Annotated in this window: 25 protein-coding genes; 6 read left to right on the forward strand and 19 right to left on the reverse strand. The window is 46.8% G+C overall.

The features are described from left to right. Positions 1-4: 4 nt before the first annotated feature. The 6 genes from DESYODRAFT_RS28810 to DESYODRAFT_RS21205 all read right to left on the reverse strand — a co-directional run bounded on the left by DESYODRAFT_RS28810 (position 5) and on the right by DESYODRAFT_RS21205 (position 6,401). Complete coding sequence (locus DESYODRAFT_RS28810) at positions 5-1,894, reverse strand: hypothetical protein (RefSeq protein WP_007786228.1); 1,890 nt, start codon at positions 1,892-1,894, stop codon at positions 5-7. Then, complete coding sequence (locus DESYODRAFT_RS21185) at positions 1,891-2,841, reverse strand: zinc-ribbon domain-containing protein (protein ID WP_007786229.1); 951 nt, start codon at positions 2,839-2,841, stop codon at positions 1,891-1,893. Before DESYODRAFT_RS21185 ends, DESYODRAFT_RS28810 begins: the two co-directional genes overlap by 4 nt. A gap of 41 nt (positions 2,842-2,882) precedes the next feature. Next, the gene (locus DESYODRAFT_RS21190; RefSeq protein ID WP_007786230.1) at positions 2,883-3,392 is read right to left on the reverse strand and encodes a hypothetical protein; all 510 of its coding nucleotides are present in this window, start codon (positions 3,390-3,392) and stop codon (positions 2,883-2,885) included. A 142-nt stretch (positions 3,393-3,534) separates the two neighbouring features. After that, positions 3,535-4,947, reverse strand: coding sequence for a LuxR C-terminal-related transcriptional regulator (locus DESYODRAFT_RS29640; protein ID WP_007786232.1), 1,413 nt, complete (start codon positions 4,945-4,947; stop codon positions 3,535-3,537). Beyond that, positions 4,944-5,195 carry a helix-turn-helix domain-containing protein gene (locus DESYODRAFT_RS21200; RefSeq protein ID WP_007786234.1) on the reverse strand — a complete coding sequence of 84 codons (252 nt, stop codon included), beginning with the start codon at positions 5,193-5,195 and terminating at the stop codon, positions 4,944-4,946. Before DESYODRAFT_RS21200 ends, DESYODRAFT_RS29640 begins: the two co-directional genes overlap by 4 nt. A 117-nt stretch (positions 5,196-5,312) precedes the next feature. Then, positions 5,313-6,401, reverse strand: a complete 1,089-nt coding sequence (locus DESYODRAFT_RS21205; RefSeq protein WP_007786236.1) for a DUF6076 domain-containing protein — start codon at positions 6,399-6,401, stop codon at positions 5,313-5,315. Between the two features lie 167 nt (positions 6,402-6,568). On the opposite strand from DESYODRAFT_RS21205, the gene DESYODRAFT_RS21210 reads away from it, so the two are divergent. From DESYODRAFT_RS21210 to DESYODRAFT_RS21235, 6 genes are all read left to right on the forward strand, one after another. Next, positions 6,569-7,669, forward strand: a complete 1,101-nt coding sequence (locus DESYODRAFT_RS21210) for an AAA family ATPase (protein ID WP_007786237.1) — start codon at positions 6,569-6,571, stop codon at positions 7,667-7,669. A gap of 319 nt (positions 7,670-7,988) precedes the next feature. Then, the gene (locus tag DESYODRAFT_RS21215) at positions 7,989-8,294 is read left to right on the forward strand and encodes a plasmid mobilization protein (protein WP_007786240.1); all 306 of its coding nucleotides are present in this window, start codon (positions 7,989-7,991) and stop codon (positions 8,292-8,294) included. Beyond that, a complete protein-coding gene (locus DESYODRAFT_RS21220) occupies positions 8,294-9,676 on the forward strand; it encodes a relaxase/mobilization nuclease domain-containing protein (RefSeq protein WP_007786242.1) in 1,383 nt (460 codons plus the stop codon). Before DESYODRAFT_RS21215 ends, DESYODRAFT_RS21220 begins: the two co-directional genes overlap by 1 nt. A 12-nt stretch (positions 9,677-9,688) precedes the next feature. Further along, complete coding sequence (locus DESYODRAFT_RS21225; RefSeq protein ID WP_007786243.1) at positions 9,689-9,982, forward strand: hypothetical protein; 294 nt, start codon at positions 9,689-9,691, stop codon at positions 9,980-9,982. Between the two features lie 83 nt (positions 9,983-10,065). Continuing rightward, positions 10,066-11,766 carry a recombinase family protein gene (locus DESYODRAFT_RS21230; RefSeq protein WP_007786246.1) on the forward strand — a complete coding sequence of 567 codons (1,701 nt, stop codon included), beginning with the start codon at positions 10,066-10,068 and terminating at the stop codon, positions 11,764-11,766. Between the two features lie 139 nt (positions 11,767-11,905). After that, complete coding sequence (locus tag DESYODRAFT_RS21235; RefSeq protein ID WP_007786248.1) at positions 11,906-12,460, forward strand: hypothetical protein; 555 nt, start codon at positions 11,906-11,908, stop codon at positions 12,458-12,460. Here DESYODRAFT_RS21235 and DESYODRAFT_RS21240 read toward each other — a convergent pair. The 13 genes from DESYODRAFT_RS21240 to DESYODRAFT_RS21300 form a co-directional block, all read right to left on the reverse strand. Beyond that, the gene (locus DESYODRAFT_RS21240) at positions 12,457-13,845 is read right to left on the reverse strand and encodes a sigma-54-dependent transcriptional regulator (RefSeq protein WP_007786249.1); all 1,389 of its coding nucleotides are present in this window, start codon (positions 13,843-13,845) and stop codon (positions 12,457-12,459) included. The genes DESYODRAFT_RS21235 and DESYODRAFT_RS21240 overlap by 4 nt on opposite strands. Further along, the gene (locus DESYODRAFT_RS21245) at positions 13,838-15,148 is read right to left on the reverse strand and encodes an ATP-binding protein (protein ID WP_042338952.1); all 1,311 of its coding nucleotides are present in this window, start codon (positions 15,146-15,148) and stop codon (positions 13,838-13,840) included. Before DESYODRAFT_RS21245 ends, DESYODRAFT_RS21240 begins: the two co-directional genes overlap by 8 nt. Continuing rightward, the gene (locus DESYODRAFT_RS21250; protein WP_007786251.1) at positions 15,141-16,148 is read right to left on the reverse strand and encodes a uroporphyrinogen decarboxylase family protein; all 1,008 of its coding nucleotides are present in this window, start codon (positions 16,146-16,148) and stop codon (positions 15,141-15,143) included. The genes DESYODRAFT_RS21245 and DESYODRAFT_RS21250 overlap by 8 nt, the downstream gene beginning before the upstream one ends. Continuing rightward, entirely contained in the window at positions 16,145-16,801 is a 657-nt protein-coding gene (locus DESYODRAFT_RS21255; RefSeq protein WP_007786253.1) for a cobalamin B12-binding domain-containing protein, read from the reverse strand. Before DESYODRAFT_RS21255 ends, DESYODRAFT_RS21250 begins: the two co-directional genes overlap by 4 nt. A gap of 184 nt (positions 16,802-16,985) precedes the next feature. Continuing rightward, positions 16,986-17,921 carry a bifunctional riboflavin kinase/FAD synthetase gene (locus DESYODRAFT_RS21260; RefSeq protein WP_007786255.1) on the reverse strand — a complete coding sequence of 312 codons (936 nt, stop codon included), beginning with the start codon at positions 17,919-17,921 and terminating at the stop codon, positions 16,986-16,988. Between the two features lie 63 nt (positions 17,922-17,984). Continuing rightward, positions 17,985-18,905, reverse strand: coding sequence for a tRNA pseudouridine(55) synthase TruB (gene truB / locus DESYODRAFT_RS21265; RefSeq protein ID WP_007786256.1), 921 nt, complete (start codon positions 18,903-18,905; stop codon positions 17,985-17,987). Further along, positions 18,889-19,872 carry a DHH family phosphoesterase gene (locus DESYODRAFT_RS21270; protein WP_007786258.1) on the reverse strand — a complete coding sequence of 328 codons (984 nt, stop codon included), beginning with the start codon at positions 19,870-19,872 and terminating at the stop codon, positions 18,889-18,891. Before DESYODRAFT_RS21270 ends, truB begins: the two co-directional genes overlap by 17 nt. Continuing rightward, complete coding sequence (gene rbfA, locus DESYODRAFT_RS21275; RefSeq protein WP_007786260.1) at positions 19,865-20,239, reverse strand: 30S ribosome-binding factor RbfA; 375 nt, start codon at positions 20,237-20,239, stop codon at positions 19,865-19,867. The genes DESYODRAFT_RS21270 and rbfA overlap by 8 nt, the downstream gene beginning before the upstream one ends. A 24-nt stretch (positions 20,240-20,263) precedes the next feature. Further along, positions 20,264-23,170, reverse strand: a complete 2,907-nt coding sequence (gene infB / locus DESYODRAFT_RS21280; RefSeq protein WP_007786261.1) for a translation initiation factor IF-2 — start codon at positions 23,168-23,170, stop codon at positions 20,264-20,266. A gap of 44 nt (positions 23,171-23,214) precedes the next feature. Further along, positions 23,215-23,511, reverse strand: coding sequence for a L7Ae/L30e/S12e/Gadd45 family ribosomal protein (locus DESYODRAFT_RS21285; protein WP_007786262.1), 297 nt, complete (start codon positions 23,509-23,511; stop codon positions 23,215-23,217). Beyond that, the gene (rnpM, locus tag DESYODRAFT_RS21290; RefSeq protein WP_007786264.1) at positions 23,508-23,771 is read right to left on the reverse strand and encodes an RNase P modulator RnpM; all 264 of its coding nucleotides are present in this window, start codon (positions 23,769-23,771) and stop codon (positions 23,508-23,510) included. The genes DESYODRAFT_RS21285 and rnpM overlap by 4 nt, the downstream gene beginning before the upstream one ends. Positions 23,772-23,775: 4 nt before the next feature. Continuing rightward, positions 23,776-25,146: a transcription termination factor NusA gene (nusA, locus tag DESYODRAFT_RS21295; RefSeq protein ID WP_007786266.1), complete on the reverse strand. Its 1,371-nt coding sequence runs from the start codon at positions 25,144-25,146 to the stop codon at positions 23,776-23,778. 37 nt (positions 25,147-25,183) lie between these two features. Then, a complete protein-coding gene (locus DESYODRAFT_RS21300; protein ID WP_007786267.1) occupies positions 25,184-25,642 on the reverse strand; it encodes a ribosome maturation factor RimP in 459 nt (152 codons plus the stop codon). Positions 25,643-25,839 lie beyond the last annotated feature (197 nt).

Below are 25,839 nucleotides of genomic sequence, written 5' to 3' on the forward strand. Positions count from 1 at the left end.
TCCATCATTTGTTCTCTCCGTTCAGGTTATCCCCAACGGTTCCTGTGACGTTTTTTTCAAAGCCGACTTCGCCAAGCTTCCCGGCGGTTTCTGCCACCTTTTTTATCGTGCTGTCTTTGCCAAGCATCTCGCCGTAGGTACCGCCGACGGCATCGCCGTAGGCATCACCGACTGCGCCACTGGCTGCGTTAAAGGTCCCCTTCACTGTGCCCTTTACCAATGCGTCGGTCAAATCCTCGCCGTCGTTGACAGCCTCTGCAACCTCGCCCGCAACCGTGCCGCCGAAGGATACGCCCGCCTTGCCGATACCGCCTTTCATCATGGTGGTTGCGGCTTCGGTGCCGCCCTTGATTGCACCCTCTGTAAAGGAGCCCCAGCTTGCACCCTTTTCCATCATGGTGGAGCCGACATTTTTGATTCCCTTATAGGTGGCGGACACAGTCTTTCCGCCTGGAACTACCGCTTCGCCCGCAGCCATCGTGTAATCGGCAATATCCACGGTAGCTTCGAGAATATCGACAGCTGTGTCTCGCCGCTGGGCGTAATCGTTCATCTTCTGACGATACTCCTCGTCTCTTTCCATGCGTCGTTTAAGCTCATCTATAACCTGCTTTTCGCTGGCGCCGCTCATGCCAAGGTCGGTGGCAACGCGCTCAACCTTCTCCTTGCGGCTTCGCTCCTGCCGCTCACGCTGCAAGTCCTTCTCAAGCTGACGGCTCTCATCACTGCGCTCTTGGTTGCGCTGAGAATCCTCGCTGACATTTTGCCTGAACTGCGCTTCATCCTGCCCGATGGTCTTTGCATTATCCGCGCGGTGCTCAAGCTGTTCGGAAAGCTCCTCGGGGGTATAGGTAGCACCGCTGACGGGGTCGGTATAGGTGCCGTCGCCGTTTTGGACAAAGGTGCGCTTCTGCCCGTTTACAGGGTCGGTTGCCTCAATATCTCCGTCGCCGTCAAAGCGCAGCCATCGGCTCAGACCGCTGCCCGAAGGTACGGGAGCGGGTGCGCCGCCTGTCCCCACGGGCACAGTCGGGATGAAGCCGCCCGTATTCCCAAACAGAATGGACAGCAAAATCGCAAGAATGCTGATGGTAATGGTGGCCAACGGTCCGGCATGGTCGGCGTCTTTTGCGCTATTGCCACCAAAATTATATCGGAAGCCCCAGCCTCCGTCCTCCGGTTTGTAATATTCCCACTTTCCCTTAGCTCCTGCGTTTTGTGTAGAGTCGGTATCCTCTATTGGATATGGGTCGGAAAATCCAACTGTCTCCATATCAAAAGTCCATTCGTCGTCGTATGAATGTTCATTTGTTGTGCTCCCCCCCTCCACATCGTAAATTGTCTCGGTTCTGGTACAATGAAATTTTAGTTTGAATAAAATATGATGCTCCAATTCCTCATCGTCATAGCTCGTTGTCTCAAGAGAGCCTTCATAAGGAACCATTCTAAATTTACTGACGTTGGAATAGTTTTCCGAGACCGAAGGTGTCAGCACGGTATAGACAATCTCATCCGGCACTGAAAATTTCCCTACAATCCATCTGCTATCTGTCGCACCGAATTTGCGCTCCATTTCTTTATCTATCCTGTAATTAGCCCTTCCCTCAACGTGGAATGCTGTTATCGAATGGTTGTCGCCATAACCGCGCATATCCGATACGGTGTTGGCAGGATATTCAAAATAGAACCGCCCGTCTTCGTGGGATTTAATGGTGATTTTTTCCGGTTCCAATTCACCGGAATCACTGAACAATTGTTTTGTTATTGTCATAGTTTCCGGCAATGCGATAGGCTCTTCGATTATTTCTTCTGCCATGGCTGTTATGGGGAAAAGCAGCACACAACAAAGCGCCACGAATAAAATTGCGGAGAGTTTTTTTCCTATCTTTTTCATGCCACAGCCACCTCCTTTTTGCCTTTTGAGACAATGACGAATATCAAAGCAGCAATTAGCAGCACCGTTCCCAGCCACGCACACCAGCGCAGACCCATAGCCGATAGAGCCACGCCAAGGGCAAAGCCCAGCGTCATGCCGCTTATACAGCGCGTGACTCCTATGTAGGACGGCGTTCTGCCCTTGGAAAGACTGTTTGCAGCCGAAAAAGCAAGCCCCCATAAAAACCCGCCCTGCTTACCGATGCCCTGCAGCAGCATTATAAAGGCGATAATGCCCACCATGCTGTTTTGCAGTGACTGGGTGCTATTCATGAAAGCGTAAAGGAGCAAAGAAGCGCCTACTCCGCCCAAAAGCGGGGCAACAGCAGTTATGCTCTTAACTGCAATCCCACTGAAAAAGCCCTTGATACCGCCGCCTATCCCCGAAAACGGCGCTTTTTTCTGGAACAGCGGCACAATGGCGGCGTTCAGAAAAGCAGCGACCGCCACCTTGCCTAAAATTCCGCCCACAGCGCCGAATACGCCGCCGAACATCCCGCCCTGTGCAAAGGTAAGGAAGCTGAGAATGCGTACCGGAAGCGGATTGATTCCGAAAGAACCCAGCAGCGCAAGCACCAGCCAGACAAGCCCCAACAGTGCGGTAGGGAGAATATGTTTGGGATTTTTCAGCACCGTCAACGACTGGCGGATATATGTAATGATGAATTTTCCCGCACCCATCGGACTGTGCTGTGGAGCATTACCCGAAGCCCGGTTTATCGGCGGCTTCTTCTTTGTACTGTTCATTGTTTTCGGAATTCCTTGCTCGGATTTTGCGGCCTGCGGTGGTGTCTCCGTACTTATTTGTGCAGATTCATTGCTTTGAAAAGCATTGGCTCCGCACTTTGCACAGAATTTCGCTCCCTCATTCAGAGCCGTGCCGCAGCTTGTGCAGAATTTACCCATAATACTCACTCCTCTTTCATTAATCACTCGCTTTTGCCGCGTTACCATCCGGTGATGTCTGCCGTTACGCCGGTTTCACGAAGCAGCTTTTGTGCGGCATCCAGTACCGCCTGCTTTTGAGTCATTCCGTGCAGCAGCTCTACCCGCATGGTCTGATCCTTATCGCCAAAGGTAAGGTACATCCGCTCCTTATCAATTTGAACGGCGCTCAGGCGCACGCCATGTACCCCGTCGAGACCCCATCGGTAGATTCTGCTGCCAATTAACACACCAAAGGTAGATACTACAGTTTCCTCGGTGTCTTTTTTTATTTGGCGGCCCGGTATGGAGATAAGAGCCGATGGCACTGCGAGGATGCGATTATCCCAAATGAGTGTTGCGTCATAGAGCAGACGGCTCTGCCTCACCAATAACACGAGAGAGATAAGGCTGATCGATCCAAAGACGAAAACCGCTTCTAACATGAATGCCATGCCGAGCCACACCGCCAAACAAATACTGGCTGCGAACAATAAAGCATATCCATTACGTCGTTTGCGGATTAATTTCATTTGCACCAACCCTCCTCCAGTATTCATTTTAGGGAAGGATGCCTCAAAAAGCATCGTTCGAAAGGGTGAATTTACAGAAAAAAGCCTCTCACCCTTTTGGGTGAGAGGCCGGTTAAACCCAGTATTTATGCGGTTTTATGGTTCATCCAACCGTTTGGTTCTTCAGCAGGGTACTGATGAGCTCCGCACGGCTCCCTACATCGTATTTTGAAAAAATACTTCTTGCGTGTGTTTTAACGGTATTCTCACTGATGAACAAAGCCCCGGCAATCTCGCGGTTGGATTTTCCTGAAAGGATCAGCTGCAATACCTCCTGCTCCCGGACGGTCAGCGGGTCAAGAGTTTTAATTTGACGAACAATGTCCGTTTGCTGTGACTGACTCATATTGTCATAAGCGGCAAGGTAGGCATGGCTTTTCAGCAACAGAACAAGCTGATGGTTGAGGGGCGGCAGCATAACCAATGTAACGCATACCACCGTCAGGGCAATCACCGCCACCTCCGCACCGGGAAGCCCCATGGATGTCACAGCCATCCCCAAGACGCCTCCGCAAAGGACGCCGAATACATTGGCGGAAAGACCGATGCCAAAGGTTTGTGCCGGGTTATCGCTATAATCCAGCATTTCTCCAAGGATGCTCCACCAAAACAGATCGAAAATACCGCAAGCACCGAGCATCAGCGTATCCACAATCAGATAGCCGGAGGTGTTTCGCCCTAACAGCATAAAGCTGATGAACGCTCCCATAATCATTGCCATTCCGATATACAAAATTCTGGAACGCTTTGCTTTCATAGGCAGGTTGCGCATAATAGCAAGCACCACGATATACGGCACTGCCCAATACCAACTCACCAGCCCTGTCAGATGCTCAAAAGCGGGGTTGATGACCTGATACATCAGTCCGGAATTAATTGTAATGATAAAGACAAAAAGACACAGCAATATTAGCGGGTTTTTAATGCCGCCATTCGTCTTATTTTTAAATGTTTTGTTTTGCTCATTCTCCTGCTCCAACGGCAGCATCCAAATAAAAACCATGCCAAGAACAAGACAAAGCATAGAAAGACCCAGCCCGATAAAGGGCGATCGGTTCATGGCAACCACGTTGACCGCAATCATCAATAGGTTGGAGCAAATCAGAACGTCGGCGCAGGACTTGATACGCTCGTTTTTGGGCGTAAAGGCTCTGAGAAAATATCCCCATGCCGCCACCGCGCAGCCGCTGGCATACCCGCCGATAATCAGGCCGCCGGCCCATAAAGCGGAGGGAGTAAAAAAGAAGGGGATGGTGACGGCTAAGCATACGACCATTGAGCCCATCATCATGCTTTTGGCTGCCGCCTGGGTTTTGACAAACAGGCCGCAGGTGAAAAGCCCTGTAAAATGTGCGATAATCGCAGCCAGTATGTAATGGCCGGCGTCTGTTCCACGCAGATCCAACAGACTATACAGCACCTGTCCCTCAAACTGGAAGGACAGAATATAGGCAAAGAGAAATGAAAATCCGGCAACAGAAAGCCTGCGGGCACTTAAAGATTTAAGTCCGTTCATTTGATAACCTCCCGCTCATCGGAGGCTCCGCCTTTTTTAACCCATTCGTCAATGTCGGCAGTTTTGAAACGCCAGAGCTTTCCCACCTTGGATGCGGGCATACCCCGCTGTTCAATCCAACGCATGACCGTGTGGCGCTTCACGCCAAGATAATCGCAGACCTCTTGCAGGGATATCCATCTATCTTGAATGTTGTTTTCCGGCATGTTAAGCACCTCGCTTTCTTTCAAAGGCATGCGATTGACCATATAATAATGGTACTCCAAACAAGGTATGAAAGCAATCTCTATTGTAGCTTTATGTAGTATTTAGTTGTTTAGTGAATAGGATTTCTCAATAATTGCCCTGAAAACTTTGGTAAATTATTATTCCATTTTAATTTTCTCCAGCATTTCTTCGCCCGTAATTTTACCGTCAAGATAATCACTCCGAGCCTGCCGCGCCAGCTTTGCCCATCGGGCATACTCCTCCGAGGACATGTCCTTACCGCTAAACTCTTCTGGCGATTTACCGTCCGCACGGTAACGGCGAGAGTACACCTTGTTGTACTCGGTCAGGAAAGCCAGCAAATAATCGTTTCCCTGCAGGCCCTGATCATAAAACAGCTTTGCGCCAACCTGCTTGCAGGTGCGATCACCTTTATATGGCCGATCACAGAAATCCCGTTTACGCTTATCGGTCAACACAAAATAGCGGCTGCACAGTTTGCATCGCTTAATGAACTGGGCATTTTTCAGCATCTCGGTAAACTCAAAATAGAGAATCTCATCCAAATATTCAAACAGATAGTATGGCATCAGACTGACGCCTCCGCCATCCTGGTGCATGATTTCCAAAAACTCATCTGTTTCCCGCAGATTCCAATCATGGATATCCTTAAGCGTATCCATATCCACCTTGCCATTTTTCTTTGGCAGCAGCTCATATTTTATCTTCACAGTAGCCTCGGCAAAGCCGGGGTACTCCGATACAAACTCACAAAGCCGCTGGGACATTTCCTTGTCCGAGTGGCTTTCTTTATCTAAACAGGTGATAACCGCTTTCGTGCATACCTCCTGTAGTTCTAAAATGTGTTCCAATTCCTCTATACAGGTTGTAAGAGGTCTAAGCAAGGCAGCCTCAAATTCGTCTTTGGCATAGATGGGTTCTTTCAAAATGTTGTTCAGCAAGCCCACCAAGAAGAAATAAACATAGCGGTGCTTATCCGCAATGGTTTCCGCAACATCAAATATTTTGTTCCTGATTGTCTGATAGTTTTCCATCGTCAGCGGAATGGATTTCGTTTCGGTGAGCAGTGTTGTGTATTCCTCGAAATCCATTTCCACAAATTCAATCAATCCATTCCCAGTGAACTTTTGCGCATACTGCGTCACTTTGTCCGGATAGGCATAAGCCATGGAGTAAATCAGCTTATCATTTCCCTCAAAAACTTTAATCAGTGGGTACTGTTCCATAGGCACTCCTCTCGCAAATAATCGATTTTCCTCAAACCAGCGTTTCTGCGATTCGCTGTGTATTTCTGTTTCTGGATATAGGACAATGGTATCACAAGGAATAGAAGTTTTCAACATTCGATTTGTTGCACTTTTAAAGCAAGTTGAATTAAGAGGAGGAATCACAAATGTCAAAAAAATTAAAAACCATGGATGCGGAAACCTTGATGACCACACCCATGGAGCCGCTGAAATTTATTGTCAGCGGTCTGCTACCCGAAGGACTGCATGTGCTTGCAGGCTCACCGAAAATTGGCAAGAGCTGGTTAGCCCTGTGGATCTGCTTACAGGTGGCAAAGGGTGAAAATGTATGGAAATTCGAAACGCTACGAGGCGAAGTCCTGTATCTTTGTTTAGAGGATAGTTTTGCAAGAATCCAAAGCAGGTTGTTTGAAATTACCGACGAAGCACCGCCTACGCTGCACTTTGCAATCATGAGTGCAACCATTGGCAATGGTTTAGAGCATCAGATTGAAAGTTTTATTACCGAGCATTCCGACACAGGCTTGATTGTCATTGACACCCTGCAAAAGGTTCGCAAAACAGTGTCAGCAAATGTGAATCCTTATGCCTCAGATTATGATGACATCAACACACTGAAGCAGATCGCGGACCGTCATCATCTTGCCATCCTGCTCGTACATCATCTTCGAAAAACAAGTGATGCCGATCCGCTCAATATGATTTCGGGTACCAGCGGTATTGCTGGTGGTGCTGATACAAACTTTGTACTGCAAAAAGACAAGCGAACGGAAAGTACCGCAACGCTCATCTGCACCGGCAGAGATATCGAGGGACGGGAATTGTTCTTGGAGTTCAACAAGAACAAATTTTTATGGGAGCTGCTGGAACCGATTAAAATGGAGCAGCGGATCATACCGGAGGAAATTTTTCTTCTCTGTGATTTGATAAAATCGGCAGGCAGCTTCACTGGGACGGCAACCGAGCTAATAGAAAACTTGAATCTGGATTGTAGCCCTGCAATTCTGAAGAAGAGAATCATTAGGCATATGGAGCATCTGGGTAGAAACGGCATTCATTATTCCGAGAACAGGACTTTTGAGCGGCGGGAATTTACTCTCCGCTATGACGGTAATGACGATATGACGGCAGAATCACGCCCCCAAAACTTGCCGTCTTTGCTGTCAGCACTGTCACAGGACAGTCATCTCGCCGCCGTTGCCCCCTGTTCGCCCCTGTGTGGCGAGATTAACGGTGGATTGGCATAACTCCACCTAACTCGAATAAAACCGCAAATTGAGCCACTGTTGCGGACAACTTCGGATTTGCACTTATTTCAGATAAAACGAGGGCGTTTCGGCTACATTTCTCACCCCTTGGGTGAGGCGAGCAGAGCGTCGGGCTATACGCCCGCCACAGCTCGCTCGGGGCAGAAGCCCCGGACCCCACTTTTGGCACATAGCATTTCTGCGGAAATGCAGAGCCGCGAAAGCGGCGATGTGCCTCACGGGCGGAACCAGTTCCCCCGTGTGCCCCCTCCGCTCTCCGAGGGGGCAGAAACGAAATAATACGGAAAGGATGCGTTGCATGAAAAAGAAGCCCTTTGCCTTTCGCATCAGCGAAAGCACCTATCAAACCCTGAAACGAAAAGCCAATCGTGGCAGGGTTACCATGACGGAATTTTTAGAACGAGCCATAACCGATAAGGAAATCGTTTTGGTAGACGGTATTCAGGAGCTTATCAGTGAGCTGAAAGCCATCGGCAGAAATCTTAATCAGCTTACCACTCTTGCCAATATGGGAAAAGTGGATGCCGTTTATCTTGCCGAAACAAAGGCGCAGTTAAGTGGTATCTATGAAAAACTCTCTGCACTTTGCGAGGTGAACCGGTAATGGCAACGGTCAACTTCATCCCCTGTAAAAAGCAAAATGCCTTCTCCATGCGAAATGAAATCGAATATATTTTGCAGGATTTCAAGGTGTGCATCGAACCGGAGAAATTCAATTGTGACCACACCGTCAACTACCAAACCTATTCCGAGTGTGCAGATAAGACAGGCTGTATCCGCTTAATCTCCGGCAAGGACTGCTGTCCCGAAACAGCCTTCCAAGAATTCATGGCAACCAAGAACAGCTTTAAAAAGGCTGACCAAACCATGTTCTATCATTACGACCAAGCCTTCAAGGACGGCGAAACCATTTCACCCAAAACCGCACATGAGATTGCTGTTAAATTTGCGGAGGATAATTATCCCGATTATGAAGTGGTCATCGCCACCCATGTGGACAACGAACATCTGCATTCTCACTTTATTATCAACTCGGTCAGCTTTAAAACAGGCAAAAAATTACACCAGGGCCCCAAAACACTACTAAAACTCCGGGCATATTCCGACCGAATTTGTCGGCAATATGGGCTGACCACCCTTGAGCCATACAACGGCGGTAAATCGAAAAGCCTTGCCTCTCGGGAATACCGTGCCGCCGCCAAGGGGCAAAGTTGGAAGTTTTCATTGATGAACGCAATTGATACGGCGATGAAAATCAGTGGCACAAAAGCAGAGTTTATCAAGAATATGGAGCAACAAGATTACGCGGTAAAATGGACAGAGAACAGAAAATATATCACCTATACCTGCCCCAACACCATGTCCTGCCGGGATTTGAAGCTCCATGACAACCGCTATTTAAAGGAGATGATGGAGCGTGAATTTGAGTTTAGAAGAATTGAAGCAACGGAACGCAGGCTCGCAGCCAGTCGACCCGATTCCCCAGCAGCCATTGCAGAACAGCCCGTCTTGTCCTCTGACACAGGAGAAGCTGGACAACCTGTTCTACAATCAAGGACTGATTTGGGATGGAATCGAGAACTTGGAGAAACAGCAGAAAACCTTACAACAGCAGCTCCACAGCATCAAAATACAACTGGACAATCTTCCTGCGAGGTCGGAGCTGGAGCAAAGCAGCAAGATCCTGTTGCAGATACAGCAGACGGTGTCACCGGCTGGGAATCAGAAAGAGAAGCATTTTTCTCTGCCGAAGCTGCGGCTGCCGCACTTGATATGGACACCGCTGTGGGTGATAATCCCTTTGACCTTGCTGGCATTGGCGGCAGCGTGGTTCAGCTGGGGCGCGCTTTGGAACGGCTGGACAACCCTGTTCCCCTAAAGGATGCCTCCACAAAACCACCGCAGAATACCGGCAGAAGGAAAAAATTAGCTATCGGTCAAAAGGAAGATGACCATAGCGGACACGATTTTGAAATGAAGATGTAAAGGAGATGCGATATGACAAACGAGAAATTAGCGGCACAGCATTATCTGAAAACCAATATCCTCGGCGCTTACGAAACCGCCGATATCATTTGGCAAAGCGACAGCGAGGGTACCTCTCACCGCACCTTTGCAGACAGCTTTGTTTACACGGATGAAACCTCCCATACCATTGAACGGGATATGGTGGTGGAGGACAGAGTGTTCCGGGTGCATTCTGTGTTCCCCGTAAAAAACGCCTCTACCCCCACAAAAAAGATGCTTTCAGTGATTGAAAACGACCTCGAAAAAGCGCTTAAAAATGCTTGATTTCAGTAGACTTGTGGAACCTGTTGCGGTATGCTTGGGTTACCGTATTCAGTTTGCCACAACAAGAAGGAGGATTTTAAACGATGGCAAACAACGAAAAATATACCATACTCTACGGCAGACTAAGCCAAGAAGATGACCGTGAGGGTGAGAGCAACAGCATCCAAAATCAGCGGCTGATTCTCACCAAGTACGCAGAGGAAAAGGGCTTTGGCAATATTCGTTTTCTTTTCGATGACGGTTTCAGCGGAACAAACTTCAATCGTCCTTCGTGGAATGAGATTATGGAGCTGATTGAAAGCGGACAGGTGGAAACCTTGATTGTCAAGGATATGAGCCGACTCGGCAGGGATTATCTGCAAACCGGCTTTCTCATGGAGCATACCTTCCCCAACAACAATGTTCGTTTCATTGCGATCAATGATGCGGTGGACACGCTCTACGGCGATAACGACTTTGCTCCGTTCCGGAACTTATTTAACGATTTTTATGCGAAAGACTGCAGCAAAAAGATTCGGTCGGTGAAGAAAGCACAGGCTGAGCGCGGGGAACGGGTTGGGACAAGACCACCCTATGGGTACAAAAAAGACGAGAGCAATCCCAAACAGATTGTTCCCGATCCAGAAGCCGCCGAAGTGGTCAAGCACATTTTTAAGCTGTGTGCCGAGGGCAGGGGCCCCAAGCAAATCGCAAGGCAACTCACGGGAGAACAGGTGGTAAATCCAAGCAATTACTATTTTAATCAGACCGGAGTGGCATTGACGAACTTGGATACCACCAGGCCCTACAGATGGCGAGATAACTCCATCGTCAATATTTTGGATGATGAAACTTATCTGGGGCACACGGTCAGCATGAAGCACACCACAGCATCTTACAAAAACAAAAAGCAGATCATCCGCCCGAAATCCGAATGGCTAAGGTTTGAAAACACCCATGAGGGCATCATCGACCAAGAAATCTGGGATATTGCCCATGCGGTTCGAGAGCACAAAAAGCGTCCGAGAAAAAACATGGAGAACCCTAACCCTTACTCAGGACTTGTATTCTGCGCCGATTGCGGAAAGCCTTTGGTGCTACACCGTGCCCACACCATGGACGAGAGTAAAAACAATTTCGCCTGCTCCACCTACAAGCAGTATGGCAAAGAAACCTGCTCCGCCCATTACATCAGGGAGAGTCAGCTTGCGGCGGTAATTTTGGATGATCTAAAGCGTGTCACCCACTTTGCAAGGCAAGATGAAGTGCTGTTTGCAGAGTGCATCAACCGCAAAAACACCGCCGATACGAGGAAAGAAATTACCGCGCTGCAAAAAGAGCTGGAGGGTATGCGAAAAAGGGATTTGGAGCTTACGGCACTTTTTAAGCGCCTCTACGAGGACAATGTGTTGGGTCGTATCCCCGATGAGCATTACCGAACCCTGTCCGATGAGTACACCGTAGAGCAAAAAGCCTTACGGGAACGCATGCCAAAGACTGAAGTCAGAATGGATAAGCTCAAAAACTCCCTTACCAACGTGGACAGGTTTATTGAAAAGGCGAAAAAGTATACCGACCTTACCGAACTGACTCCGGAACTGCTTCGGATGTTTATTGCAAAAGTTGTGGTGGGCGAAAAGGCTGAGAAATACTCCCGCACTGCTCCGCAGGATATTTGGATTCACTACCGTGACATTGGGATGCTGAATGATGTCAAAGAGGAATTCGATATTCCATCCATGGAAGAGTTCTACAGAATGGATGATGAAATGATATTTGATGATGAGCTGCCAGCCGCAATTTAAGGCATAGCAAAAGGCGGACAGCCGAAACTGTCCGCCTTATACCCCGCTTTTTTAGGCGGTTCACAAAGTATCCTTATGAACACCCGCTTAAAAGCAAGAGTGTTTTTTCTTTAGACCTAATCATAAGGAGGTTTTATTTATGGAAAAAGCAGCGGCTAAAATCATCTTCAGTCTTGTCCTAAGCCTGGTTTTCCTCATCAACGGCTGCTCCTCAGGCCAAGAACCCAGTCCGGCCGCCACTATGGCTCCAAAAGGAAAAGCCGGGATTGAGGTTTTCAGCAAAACTATGGAGCTTAATGAAATTGTTGATTTAGAGACTATGAAAATAAGGATCATTAATGTCAGTTTGGTAAGAAACACCGATCCCGACCCAGATGCCCCCTTGGGTAAAATCGCTTTAGGTGTGGAAATCGGGAACACCTCCAAACAAGATATCCAATTTCATCCTGAGGACTTCAAAATGACCATCGACGGCAAAGAAATTACCTCACCGGATCTTACCTTGACTTCATCTTTAGGCGGGACCTACCCTCCTCAGAGGGTACAACAAGGCTTTATCACGTTTCCCGTCAGGGAACATGAAGTCACCTCCGTGAAGGAATTGCAATTAGCCATTCCCCCTACCACAGATCAAGATGGCTCAGCCACTGAGGCCAAAGAGTACACCATTTTCATTGACGATTTAGAAGCTTAGCCACGTCTGAAGTCATACTTATTTATCAATCTATGGATTGTCTTGCGATTCATCCCGGCTGATTTAGCCGCCTGAGTGATATTGCCATTATGTTTGTCCAAAAGTTCCTTAAGGTATTTTATCTCAAATCGTTTCAACCAAATATCCTTTGCCTCATGAAAGGTAAAGGAGCCCAGATTCTCCTGCTCAGGGAGAATCTCTTTTTGTTCTTCAATGACTTTTTCCGGCAGATCACAAATTTTAACCATCTCCGACTCCGACAGGGAGATCGCTCTTTCCACAACATTACGCAGCTCACGGATATTCCCTGGCCAAGAATAACGTTTCATTGCCTTCATTGCCTCAGGAGTGAAGCCTCCCACCCTCTTATCCATATCTTGCGAGAATTTCTTACAGAAATGATTAACCAATAAAGGAATGTCCTGCTGCCGTTCATACAAGATGGGAAGCTTAAGGGTAATGACGTTGATTCGATAATAAAGATCTTCTCTGAACTCTTTGGTGCGGACTGCTTTTTCCAAATCGCGATTCGTAGCGGCCAAAACCCGAATATCGATATTGATCAAGCGATTGCCCCCTACCCTTCGGATCGCCCGTTCTTCCAAGGTTCTTAAAAGCTTGGCCTGCATGGCCAGAGTCAGCTCCCCCAATTCATCCAGAAAGAGAGTCCCCCCATGGGCCATTTCCAGCAGACCCTGCTTAGTGTTGTTCGCTCCTGTAAAGGCTCCTCTTTCATAACCAAATAATTCACTTTCCAAGAGATTTTCCGGTAAGGATGCACAATCCACGGGAATAAAAGGTCCTGTGGAACGTCTGCTGTTTTTGTGAATAGCCCGAGCGATGACTTCTTTACCGGTACCGCTTTTCCCCAGGATCAGGATGGAGGCATCACTATTGGAAATCTTGCCAATAGTTGCCAGGACATCTTGCAGCCCTCCCCGTGCACCAATAATATTATCGGTGTTTAGACCTTCCTGCAGCTGAGCCCGCAGCAGTTCGTTTTCCTCGGTTAAGGCGATATGCTGAAGCGCCTTATTAATGGTCAACTGCAGCTGTTCGATGGGAAAAGGCTTGGAAAGATAATCATAGGCCCCTTCTTTCATGGCTTGTACAGCTGAATCTACTGAAGCATAACCTGTGATCACAATGACTCTTGCCTTGGGGGCACATACTTTGGCTCTTTCCAGCACTTCAAATCCGCCGCATTTAGGCATTTTGATATCGGTTATGATCAGGTCAGGCTGCAGCCCGTAAATTTCTTCCAAAGCCTCACAACTATCTTCATAGGTAGTGCATTTATATCCCATGCGGTGGATAACCCTGGCACAGGTTTCCAGCATATCCGGCTCATCATCGATGACAACGATATGTCGATCCTCACCCACTCAAATCATCCTCCCGGTTCTTTGGCGCACAGGGCAAAATCATACTAAAGCAACTGCCTTCATGGGGAGTGCTCTCCATTCGCAAAAAACCGCCGTGCTCTTTCATAATGGTCAGGCTAATCGGTAATCCCAACCCTGTGCCCAATTCTTTTTCTTTTGTACTAAAAAAGGGGTCAAAAATAGCAGTCATCAGTTCTTCCGGTATTCCCGTGCCATTATCCTCAATATCTATTTGAACATTATTTTGCTCGGTATCATGTTTCGTCGTGATGATAATCTGTCCTCCTGCCGGCAGTGCATCTTTGGCATTGGTTAAGATATTGACAAGCACTTGCTCCAGTTGGTCTTTATTGCCGTTAACGATTGGTAGGGGGTTGAGGTTAAGAATAAAGATGATATCCTTGCGGGAAAACTGTCTTTCCAGCCAAACCACCGTTTCCTTGATTAAATTCCCCAGATCGACTAAGGCTGTTTCGTTTTTCGTTCGTCTGGAAAAAGAGAGTAACCCTCGAGTGATATGAGCTATCCGTTCTGTATGCTTTTTTATAACCAGCAGGTCTTTGACGACCTCTTCAGGCAATTCTTTTTCCGAGGCCTCTAAAAGAAGCCATTCTAATCTGGACAGAATGATCCCTGTAGGATTGTTAATCTCGTGAGTAAGATTAGCCGCCAATCTTCCTGCAGCAGCTAACCGCTCAGAATAGATCAGCTGAAGCTGGGTCCTTTCCAGCTCTTTAATGGTTCTGAGCAATGACCTATTAAGCTGAGTAATTTCCTTATTAGCTTCTTCCAAATTATTCTTTTCCCGGGCCAGGCGATTCAGTAATTGAGAGCGTTGCAGAGTCGCCGCGACTTGGTTGGCTATGGCTAAGATAATTTCCAGAAAATCCCGGCTTAGCCCTTCTTTAACGGTGCTCTTAAGGGTAATCACGCCAAATATTTCCGTACCTGAGATCAACGGCACACAAATATGGGACCGGAAAATTCTTCTGCAGGTTTCCCCGGCACTACAGGGACAAGCTTGATCCTGCCCTGAAATCATCGGCAATTGATCCCGTAAAGCCTTGCAATCTCCCGATGTTAACCCACTGCAAGCGTAATCTTCAGCCAATATATTAAAATTGCATTCGTAGTGAACAAAAATCTCCTCGATCTCTTCTTTTATTGCCGGTAACAGCTCTTCTATTTTTATGGGCAAAAAACCCGTTAAATTGTTTATTTTATGAAGTGCAATAATCTGTTTTTTCAGTTCCTCTTCAGAAGATGACAACATGCTTTGCCTCATATCCATCCTGTCACACATCCTTAGCAGCCTTAATTAATGCGGCAAGATTCTCCGGCTTGGTATCCAAAGGTATTTCACATCCTGAACTTAAAATAAACCTTCTACCGGCTGCCAGACTTATCAACTCTTTACCTTCACGAAGGATCTCCTGAGGCGTTTTATTAATAAAGCGGTAGGGTTTAATATTTCCGGACACCAAAAAGTCTCCTTCCCACTTTAATGCTTCTTCCAACGGCACTTCATAATCTATACCGGCAATATCCACTCCGCATTGGCGATAGTAGGGCAAAAGCCCTTGGCTGTTTCCCGTTATCATCAGCCAGGAGGCTCTCGCCCCCGCTGATTTGAATTGGGAAAAAACAGCACGGATATGGGGTAATATATAGCGGCCATACATCTCACTGGGAAGAATGCTTTGAGAAGAGCTGGGATCGATTACCGCCGAGATATGAGCGCCTTGAGCAAGTAAGGCCAAGCCGGATTTTAAAGAAACTCCGGAAGCGAACCTTATTATGTCTTCAAATTCACAAGGCGAATCAAGCAAAAGATATAAGAGTCTTTCCAATCCCATCAATTGGCTGGCAATACTCATAGGTCCCAATACCACTCCTACAATAGGCAGATTATCTCCCAGCTCAGCCTTTAGAAAGGCGGCAGCCCGCAGTAATTCCGGCATTCTGCCATCTGTTAAAGGGTTGAAATCCGGTAATTCTTTTAATTGTTTGGGATCTTCCAATCTGTATTTTTCAATATACGGATAAGCATTTTCCGGAAAATATATTTTTGATCCCAAAGCCTCTGCTTCGATGCAGTTATCTCCATAGACAAAGACCGCATCATAGTCGAATTTCTGCTGTGAATTCAACTGACATTGCGCCAAAATTTCTCCGTTTTGCAGATATTCTTTTAATTTTACCTTTGTTAAAAATGCCGCCCCTCCAAATACCAACGGAATACAAAGTGACTTACCAAAAGCATGACCTGCCAGAGCAGCCTCTAACCTCTGTAACCTATTCACTCCACAACATTCCCTTCATAAACCTGGAGAAATCTTATCAGTTCAAAGGCATCTTTCGCTATCATATCCACATCGAGATCCTCTTTTTCTAATTGTTTAACAGAAGCCCCCCCAGCTATCACCATAATATCCGCCCTATTCTCTTCCCTTAGCAACCTCTTTATCTCTCTAATGCCCGCCGCTGAGGAAAAGATTAAGCTGCTCACTCCGATAAAATCTGCCTTTTCCGCTTTAGCAGTCATTACGAATTGAGCAGGTGGAACATCTTTGCCTAAGTCGATTACTTTATAACCCACCGTTCTTAAGAGAGTCGTGACGATGTTTTTCCCCAAATCATGGATATCCCCTTGAATTGTACCCATGACAAATACTCCTTTTAACCGGAAGGAACCAAACTCGGCAGGCAATTTTTCCATCTCCGGACAAACCACCTCATCGACAACCTCTTTCATTGCTCTGGCCGCTAATAAAATTTCTAAGAGATTGAATTGATTCATATTGCATTTTGCATCGAGGGAATCCAAAGCTCTTGTCAGCCCTTCTACTAATTGAGTTATCCTATAACCTTTGGCTAATAAATCCCTTGCGATAAAAACAGACTCCTTTGCATTCCCTTGTATGACGGTTTCCACTAAGTCGGCGACATCGTCCAAATCTTCACCTTCTCTCTATGGACTATTACCAACCTTTTATTTCTCCCGACAACAGCTATATACCTCTATTTTACTAGATGCTGAACAGCTTTAGGTCAAAAAAAGCTTGAACACCCTGTGAATACAAGGGTCTTCAAGCTTTTTATAGCATCATAACTGTCAAAGACAGTAGAATACATGGCAATTATAGTTTCGTAAAGTTGCACAGTTCCAATACACCTTTGGCATTAGAACAGTCCTTTTCTAACTGAGCTAAAAGCTCGTTTACCCCATTGAATTTTCGTTCATCACGCAAACGTTCTACGATCATTACTGTAATCTCCCTGCCATACAAATCACCGTCAAAATCAATGAAATGAACTTCAACCACCGTATCATACATTTCATGAAAGGTAGGCTTCATACCGATGTTCATCATCCCTAAGACGCGCGTTCCGTCAATCAAGCTCCAAACCGCGTAGACCCCCCGCTTCGGAATCAGATAATCTTCGGAAGTGAGAATATTGGCAGTTGGATAACCAAGCTGACGACCGCGCTCTTCTCCATGTACCACTATCCCGCGCAAGCAAGGAAGTCTCCCAAGCAGAGAACTCGCCGATTGAATATCCCCTTGAAGTAATGCTTTACGGATACTGCTCGAGGAAATCACCCGGCCACCCATTGTCTGAGCTTGAAGTACACTAACTCCAAATCCATGTTTCTGCCCTAAGGCCTGAATCAACTCAGGATTACCCTTACCTTGGGCACCAAATGAATAATTAAACCCCACCACAACATGAATCACTCCAAGGGGTATGAGAATCTTCTCTACAAACTGTTCCGGGGAAGTGTTCGCCATCTCCATGTTAAAGGGGAGATGGTAAACAGTACGGACCCCAATCTCCTCCATATAATGCAATCGTTCCTGAGTCGTGGATAATAGCTTTATTCCCCGTTCGGGGAATAATACTTTTAGAGGGTGAGGTTCAAAGACCAAAACGTCGAGTCCCACTCCTAAACGTTCAGCTTGTTCCAGTCCATGCTCAAGTAATCGACGATGTCCCAGATGTACTCCATCAAAATTACCTAACGCTAAGACACATGGCTCTCTTTCTATAGGTAAACTAGTTCGAACTTGCACCGATTTGACCCTCCTATATTATCTAAACTTGGCTGCCAAGCTTTCAAGTTTTGCAGCCAAGTATCATGCGAAAACTTTATGGGGATAAAGACTGTCCTCTCGCCAGACCCCAATTCCGATTAATTCTTCACCCTCCATGACCTGAACAAAACTCGATGTTCCAACGTAGGATCCCGCCTCGGGCAGCGAATTCTTTTCGGCGGAATGAATAAGGACTTGTGCTTTTTTTGTAGGCAATCCGTGGCGAAAAGCCTTGGCACGCGCTTCGGCTAAGAATACCCTTGGCAGATCAAGGCCAGCGGTCAACGGAAGCAGAAAAGAATCGTTACCGGTACGTACAGCCTCTCCAATTTCCTCAAGTGTCCAGCTGTCTTGGATCTTAAATGGCCCGGAACGAACTCGCAGCAAATAGGACATATGCGCTCCACAGCCCAAAACTTGTCCCATATCATGACATAATGTCCTTATGTAAGTTCCTTTTGAGCACTCAATCTCTAAAATCGCCTTAGGATACTCTTCCTCAAACCATTCTTTCAGGTTCAAGCGATAGATAGACACTTCACGTGAGGGTCTATCTATCGATATCCCTTGCCGGGCATATTCGTAGAGATGCTTGCCTTCTTTGCGAACAGCGGAATACATCGGAGGCACCTGGGACACTTTCCCTATAAAGCCGGGTAAAATTCGTTCTAAATCCTTTCTCTTCAGCCGGGGAGAAATCTCTCGAATTACTTTACCATATGAGTCCTGAGTATCCGTTGTAACCCCAAAGGTTACTTCGCTGATATAAGCTTTCCCTTGTTCTGTTATATACTCTGCTAAACGGGTTCCCTTGCCCACACAAATTGGCAATACGCCGGCCACACCAGGATCCAGCGTTCCGGTATGTCCTACTTTCTTTAGTTTCAAAGTTTTCCTTATCCAGACAACGACATCCGAAGACGTCATTCCTGTCGGCTTGAGAACGTTAATGATTCCTTCCAACCTTTAACGCCTCCTCAATCACTGTAATGATGCTTTGTTTTGCTTCTGCTATTGGGACACGGAATGTACAACCCGCAGCCCGATTATGCCCTCCTCCGCCAAACTGAGCGGCTATCTCATTAACGTTCAGCCAGAGGTTCGATCGCAGACCTCCTTTAATTTCCAGAGGTCCCACTTCTTTTAGCAGCACCGCCACCTCTACGCCCGCAATACTGCGTGCGTGATTGACCAGACCTTCACTCAATTCCTGCCCCGCACCGCTTTTTTGAAAATCCTCTAAGCTTAAGGTCATGAGGGCTAACTGACCCTCAGCGTATAGTTCGAGCCCATTTAAAGCATATTGCAGCAACTTGATTTGAGAAAGAGGCTTTTGATCAAAAAGGCTATGGTGAATATTCGAGATATTAATATCCTTATCCATCAACTCAGCTGCCAAACGGTGAGTTTGCGCTGTGGTGTTGCTATACTGAAAGCAGCCCGAATCTGTCACGATGGCTGTGTAAAGGTTAGTAGCTATGTCCCTGTCGATCTCTACGCCAAGCAGGTTAATGAGAATCAAGGCCAGTTCTCCGACAGCACTCGCTCGGGAATCAACCCAGTTCACGTGCCCAAAGTACTGATTCGAGATGTGATGATCTAGGTTAAGCACCATAGTATCTTTTGAAATATCCGACATAGAAAGACTAACACGCCCTAAATCAGTACAGTCCACAAACATCAGGGTTTCGGGCTGAGGATCAGGCAACTGCTGACTTATTCGGGACGCTCCCGGCAAAAACACTAAATTGCCAGGTACGGAATTCGGGTTGTAAAAGGATACTTCCTTCCCGATTTTCTCTAATGCCAGTCCGATTGCCAGCATTGATCCCAAACAATCTCCATCAGGCGATACATGGGAGAAAAGCGCCACTTTTGGCGCTTTTCTTAGAACCGCGATGAATTCTTCGACAAGGCTATTTTTATTCATGAGAATCTTCCTTACCCGTTTCATCGGATGCCCCAACATCCTTCAACAATTTGGCAATATGTGCACCATGTTGAATGGAAGGATCGTATTTGAAAACGATGGATGGCGTATGCCGGAGCCGTACTCGTTTTCCGATCTCACTGCGAATAAACCCTGCTGCCCTATTTAAGGAATTCAATGAAGCATTTCCTTCTTCCTCAGTTCCCAAAACGCTAACATACACTTTTGCATGTGATAAATCGTCAGCGACATCAACACTTGTCAGAGTTACAAAACCTATACGGGGATCTTTTAATTCCACTCGAATAAGTTGAGATATCTCTTCTTTAAGTGTTTCTGCCAACCGATTAGGTCGATGTTTTGACATACCTATACCTCCAGGGGGAATTTACTATAATGTGCGCTTAACTTCTTCCATGATAAACGCCTCAATAATGTCTGCTTCCTTGAGATCATTATATTTTTCGATTCCAATTCCGCATTCAAAACCCTCGGCAACCTCTTTAGCATCATCCTTAAATCGCTTTAATGATTCCATAACACCCTCATGAATGACTATGCTATCCCTGATAACGCGTACTTTTGCAGAACGAATGATTTTCCCTTCGATTACCATACATCCAGCCACTGTGCCTGCTTTTGGAACTTTAAAGACTTGGCGGACTTCTGCCTTGCCCACCACAACTTCTTTAAAGGAAGGATCCAGCAAACCGGTCATGGCTGCTTTGACATCTTCAATGGCATCATAGATGACTCGATACAGACGTAAATCGACACCCTCCAGTTCGGCCGTTGCCTTTGCATTAGCATCCGGTCGGACATTGAAGCCTAAAATAATGGCATTTGAAGCTGAGGCCAGCATAATATCTGTTTTATTGATTGCACCGACTCCGCCATGGATTGGGTTAACACGTACCTCACTTGTCGAAAGGCGCAGCAAGGACTGCTTTAGGGCCTCGACGGATCCTTGCACATCCGCTTTAATAATAATATTCAATTCTTTGATTTCACCCTCTTTAATCTTATCAAAGAGGTCTTCTAAGCTGACTTTGACAGCTACGCTTTGCTTGGATTCTTCTGCTTTTCGTACAGCGATACGTGCTGAGGTTATCTGGCGAGCCAATTTTTCATCGGCCACAACGTAGAAAGGTTCTCCCGCTTCAGGCACTTCAGATAAACCCTGTACTTCAACCGGCATAGATGGCCCGGCCTTTTTGACACGCCGGCCTTTTTCATCCAACATGGCCTTAATCCGGCCATAAGCACACCCGGCAACTGCCACATCCCCGATGTTAAGAGTTCCTTTAGAAACCAGAACGGTTGCCACCGGACCCTTTCCCTTATCTAACTCTGCCTCAATAACATTTCCAGCCGCAGGCCGATTCGGATTTGCTTTATAATCACGGATTTCAGCGACCAATAAAATCATCTCAAGCAGTTGTTCGATGCCAATATTATTCTTTGCAGATACAGGAACGGCAATCGTATCTCCGCCCCATTCTTCAACAACGAGACCGTACTCAGTCAGTTCTTGCTTTACTTTATCCGGAGATGCATTTTCTCTATCTATCTTATTAATAGCCACGATGATCGGAACCTCAGCAGCCTTTGCGTGATTAATCGCTTCAATAGTTTGTGGCATGATTCCATCATCAGCAGCTACTACTAATATGGCTATATCTGTAACTTGCGCACCACGAGCACGCATTGAAGTAAACGCTTCGTGTCCGGGGGTATCTAAGAAGGTAATTTTTTGACCATTGATTTCTACTTGATAAGCCCCGATATGCTGCGTAATTCCTCCTGCTTCCGAAGCAGTTACATGAGTCGTACGAATGGCATCTAAGAGAGAGGTTTTCCCGTGGTCAACGTGTCCCATTACGGTAACGACCGGTGGACGGAAAACAAGATCTTCAGGATCATCTTGGATCTCCTCAATAATTGCCAATGATTTCTCGGCCTTAACCTCTACTGTAACACCCATTTCGCCTGCCAAAATCGTTGCGGTTTCAACGTCCAACTCCTGATTAATAGTAGCCATAACTCCCAGATTCATAAGCTGTTTAATCAGTTCTCCCGCCTTACGACTCATTTTGGAGGCTAAATCTTGAACGGATATCGAACCCTGTATCACAATATGCTTCGGAGTAGTATCCCGCACTTCTTTTTTGGGACGCTTTTGAAAACGTTTATGTTGTGAGCGAAGTGCATTTTCTCTTTCTTTTTCCTGTTCCCGTTTGCGCTCGTAGGCTTTGTCTTGAGCTTTCTTGTTAGCAGGCATCTGTCTCTTGGCTTGCTCTACAATCATTGGAGACGGTGGCGCACCCGCACCTGCACGTGAAGACATGCCTGGACGCGGACCTTGAGACTGTCCTTGATACCCTGGACGGGGTCCCTGGGACTGACCTTGGTAGCCTGGACGCGGACCTTGGGACTGTCCCTGATACCCTGGACGGGGTCCCTGGGACTGACCTTGGTAGCCTGGACGCGGGCCTTGAGACTGTCCCTGATACCCTGGACGAGGTCCCTGGGGCTGACCTTGGTAGCCTGGACGCGGGCCTTGAGACTGTCCCTGATACCCCGGACGGGGTCCCTGGGGCTGACCTTGGTAACCCGGTCGGGGTCCCTGAGGCTGACCTTGATAGCCCGGTCGGGGTCCCTGGGGCTGACCTTGGTAACCCGGTCGGGGTCCCTGGGACTGACCTTGATAGCCCGGTCGGGGCCCCTGGGGCTGACCTTGGTAACCCGGTCGGGGTCCCTGGGGCTGACCTTGATAGCCCGAACGGGGCCCTTGAGACTGTCCCTGATACCCTGGACGGGGTCCTTGGGGCTGACCTTGGTAACCTGGTCGGGGTCCCTGAGGCTGACCTTGGTAACCCGGTCGGGGTCCCTGGGGCTGACCTTGATAACCCGGTCGGGGTCCTTGAGGACGCCCTTCCGCTCCCGGACGCGGACCTTGGGAACGCACTTCTGTTCCAGGACGGGGACCTTGGGAACGCACTTCTGTTCCAGGACGGGGACTTTGTGGCTGTCGTTCTATTGCTGAACGGGGTTCTTTCAGCTTACTGTCTTGTTCTGATTCAGTTGCAATTGGCTTAGTTTCTTTAGTATTTTTGTGTTCAGAATGCTCCAAATTTGTCTCCTTTCCTTTCAGCTGGTTCCGTAAACGATCCGCATCTTTTTGATCAACTGTACTTAAATGATTTTTCACATCTGTTCCCATAGCCACGAGTCTTGTCATCACTTCTTTACTGCTAAAATTTAATTCTTTTGCTAATTCATGAACACGAATACTCATTTAACCACCCCCACATAATCGGCTCCCACATTACGCTCCAAGCATCAGCTCCTTGCTAGTAATATAGCTTTAGCAAACCCTTGATCCAAAACAAGCACTGCTGAACGCGGCGAAAGTCCTATAGCACATCCTAATTCCAGTTTTGTCCCAGTGACAAGCACTGGTAATTTAATATCATTAGCCCACTGAGTATACTTTTTCTGTGCCCCGTGAGCATCTTCAGCTATGATAAGAAGAGATCCTTTTCTTTTTTTGACCATGGCTTCAATTTGAGCATCACCGGAAGCAATTTTACCAGCCCGTCGGGCAATTCCAATTAAGGATTGGATACGTGTATTCACGAAGATAGTTTTCCTTCCAAGTTCGCAAATACCTCTGGGTCTACATCCACTCCAAATGCTTTCCGGAAACGCCGCTCTTTGACAGCCGTTTGAAAACAGACCGAGCTAGGACAAAGGTATGCGCCACGACCATTCCGTTTTCCAGTGGGATCAAGCTCTACAATCCCTTCCGGAGTCCTTACAATTCGCAACAGCTCTTTTTTGGGCTTCATTTCCTGGCACCCCAAGCACATCCGCATCGGGACTTTTCGTGTCTTCATACCATCACCTCTTCCCTTTCTTTTTTCTTTCCTTAGAAGCTTCGGTATTATAGCCCGATAAATCTTCCCCGGCTTGATCCACTTCTTCGTCAGTAATTATCTCAAAGTCATCCATTTCAAGAGAGTCGAGTTCCTCTGCATACCCGGCATAGGTTTCATCGTTTTTGTCGGTATTGTTTTCTGTAAGCTGCGAACCCGCTTCAATTGAGTCTTCTTCGTACTCTTGATAATCTTGAAAATCCTCTGTGTCTGTATAGTCATCATATTCTGAGTACTCCTCATAGTCGCCGTACTCATCATAAGTTTCATACTTCCCTTGCCCTTGGGGAATGATATTGTGAGCAATTGCTTGGGATTCACTTTTTATGTCAATCTTCCAGCCCGTAAGTTTAGCTGCCAGACGAGCATTTTGACCTTCTTTTCCAATGGCTAACGAAAGTTGATAGTCAGGAACTACAACAATGGCGACTTTCTCATTGAGTTTTGGATAGACTTGCACTACTTTTGCCGGAGAAAGGGAATTAGCCACAAATTCCTGAGGATCAATTGAAAAGTTCACAATGTCAATCTTTTCCCCTTTTAATTCTGTGACAATGGTCTGTACACGCACTCCTTTAGGTCCAACACAGGCTCCAACAGCATCTACATTAGGATCACGTGAATAAACTGCAATTTTGGAGCGTGCCCCAGCTTCACGCGAAACCCCTTTTATTTCTACGATCCCGTCATGTATTTCAGGCACTTCAAGCTCAAACAAACGTTTTATCAGCCCCGGATGGGTGCGAGACAGCATAATTTGCGGTCCCTTCGTTGTCTTCTTAACTTCTACAACATAGGTTTTGATACGATCAAAGGATTGGTACACTTCTCCAGGTATTTGTTCCTGAGCGGGAAGTACCGCTTCTATCTTCCCTAAATCTACGATGACGTTCTTCTGTTCATACCGCTGGACGACACCGGTCACGATATCCCCTTCACGATTAACAAATTCATCGTATATCATGCCTCGTTCCGCTTCTCTAATGCGTTGTACAACAACCTGCTTCGCAGTTTGCGCCGCAATTCGTCCAAAATCACGAGGAGTTACTTCGTATTCAACAATGTCTTCAAGTTGGTAATTAGGATCGAGATTACGCGCCTCCACCAAGCTAACCTGAGTCCGAGCATCCTCCACGATGTCTACAACGGTTTTACGGGCATAAACTTTAAACTCACCGGTTAAGCGATCAATCAGAACTCGAACATTTTGTAAGGATCCGAAATTCTTCTTGTATGCTGAAATCAGTGCTGCCTCAATTGCCTCAAACAGAATCTCTGCAGAAATTCCCCGTCCTTTTTCCAAGTCGTGAAGGGCCTCGATGAACTCCATATTCATTTTTCCTTGTTCCTCCTTATTCTATTGTGCAAGTAATTTAAAAATCCAGTGCCAAATGAGCTTTCTTTACCAAAATGCGTGGAATAGCGACGCGCTCATCATTGTATTCTAAAACGATTTCATCGTTAATTAGTCCAACAAGATTTCCCGTGAATTTCTTGAATCCTTGAAAAAGAGACGTCGTATGCACCATAACCAAACTTCCCTGAAAACGAACAAAGTCCTCTTCCTTTTTAAGCGGACGTTCAAGTCCAGGAGAAGACACTTCCAGCATGTAGGCTTGAGGAATAGGATTTTTCCGATCCAACATTTCACTCACAACGTGGCTGATAGATGAACAATCATCCATGTCTACACCACCGTCTTTATCTATGTAAAGGCGCAAATACCAATGCGCACCTTCTCTCACGTACTCAACGTCGATCAATTCAAGCCCTTTTTCTTCTACAATAGGCTCAACCATGATGTGAATTTGTTGTTCTATTGATTTATTCATCTGAAATCGCTCCTTTAAAACGTAACGTAACGAACATTCTTCTTTCTCATAGTCTGACGAAGATACCTTAAAGTTATACTTTACGTTACGTATTGGACAAACGAAGGAGCGGGTTAGAACCCACTCCTTACCATCAAGACTACAAATTTCCTTATACTAATATAGCATATTCATTGGAACTGTGCAACCTACTACTA

This window comes from Desulfosporosinus youngiae DSM 17734 (assembly GCF_000244895.1).
GTDB lineage: Bacteria > Bacillota > Desulfitobacteriia > Desulfitobacteriales > Desulfitobacteriaceae > Desulfosporosinus > Desulfosporosinus youngiae.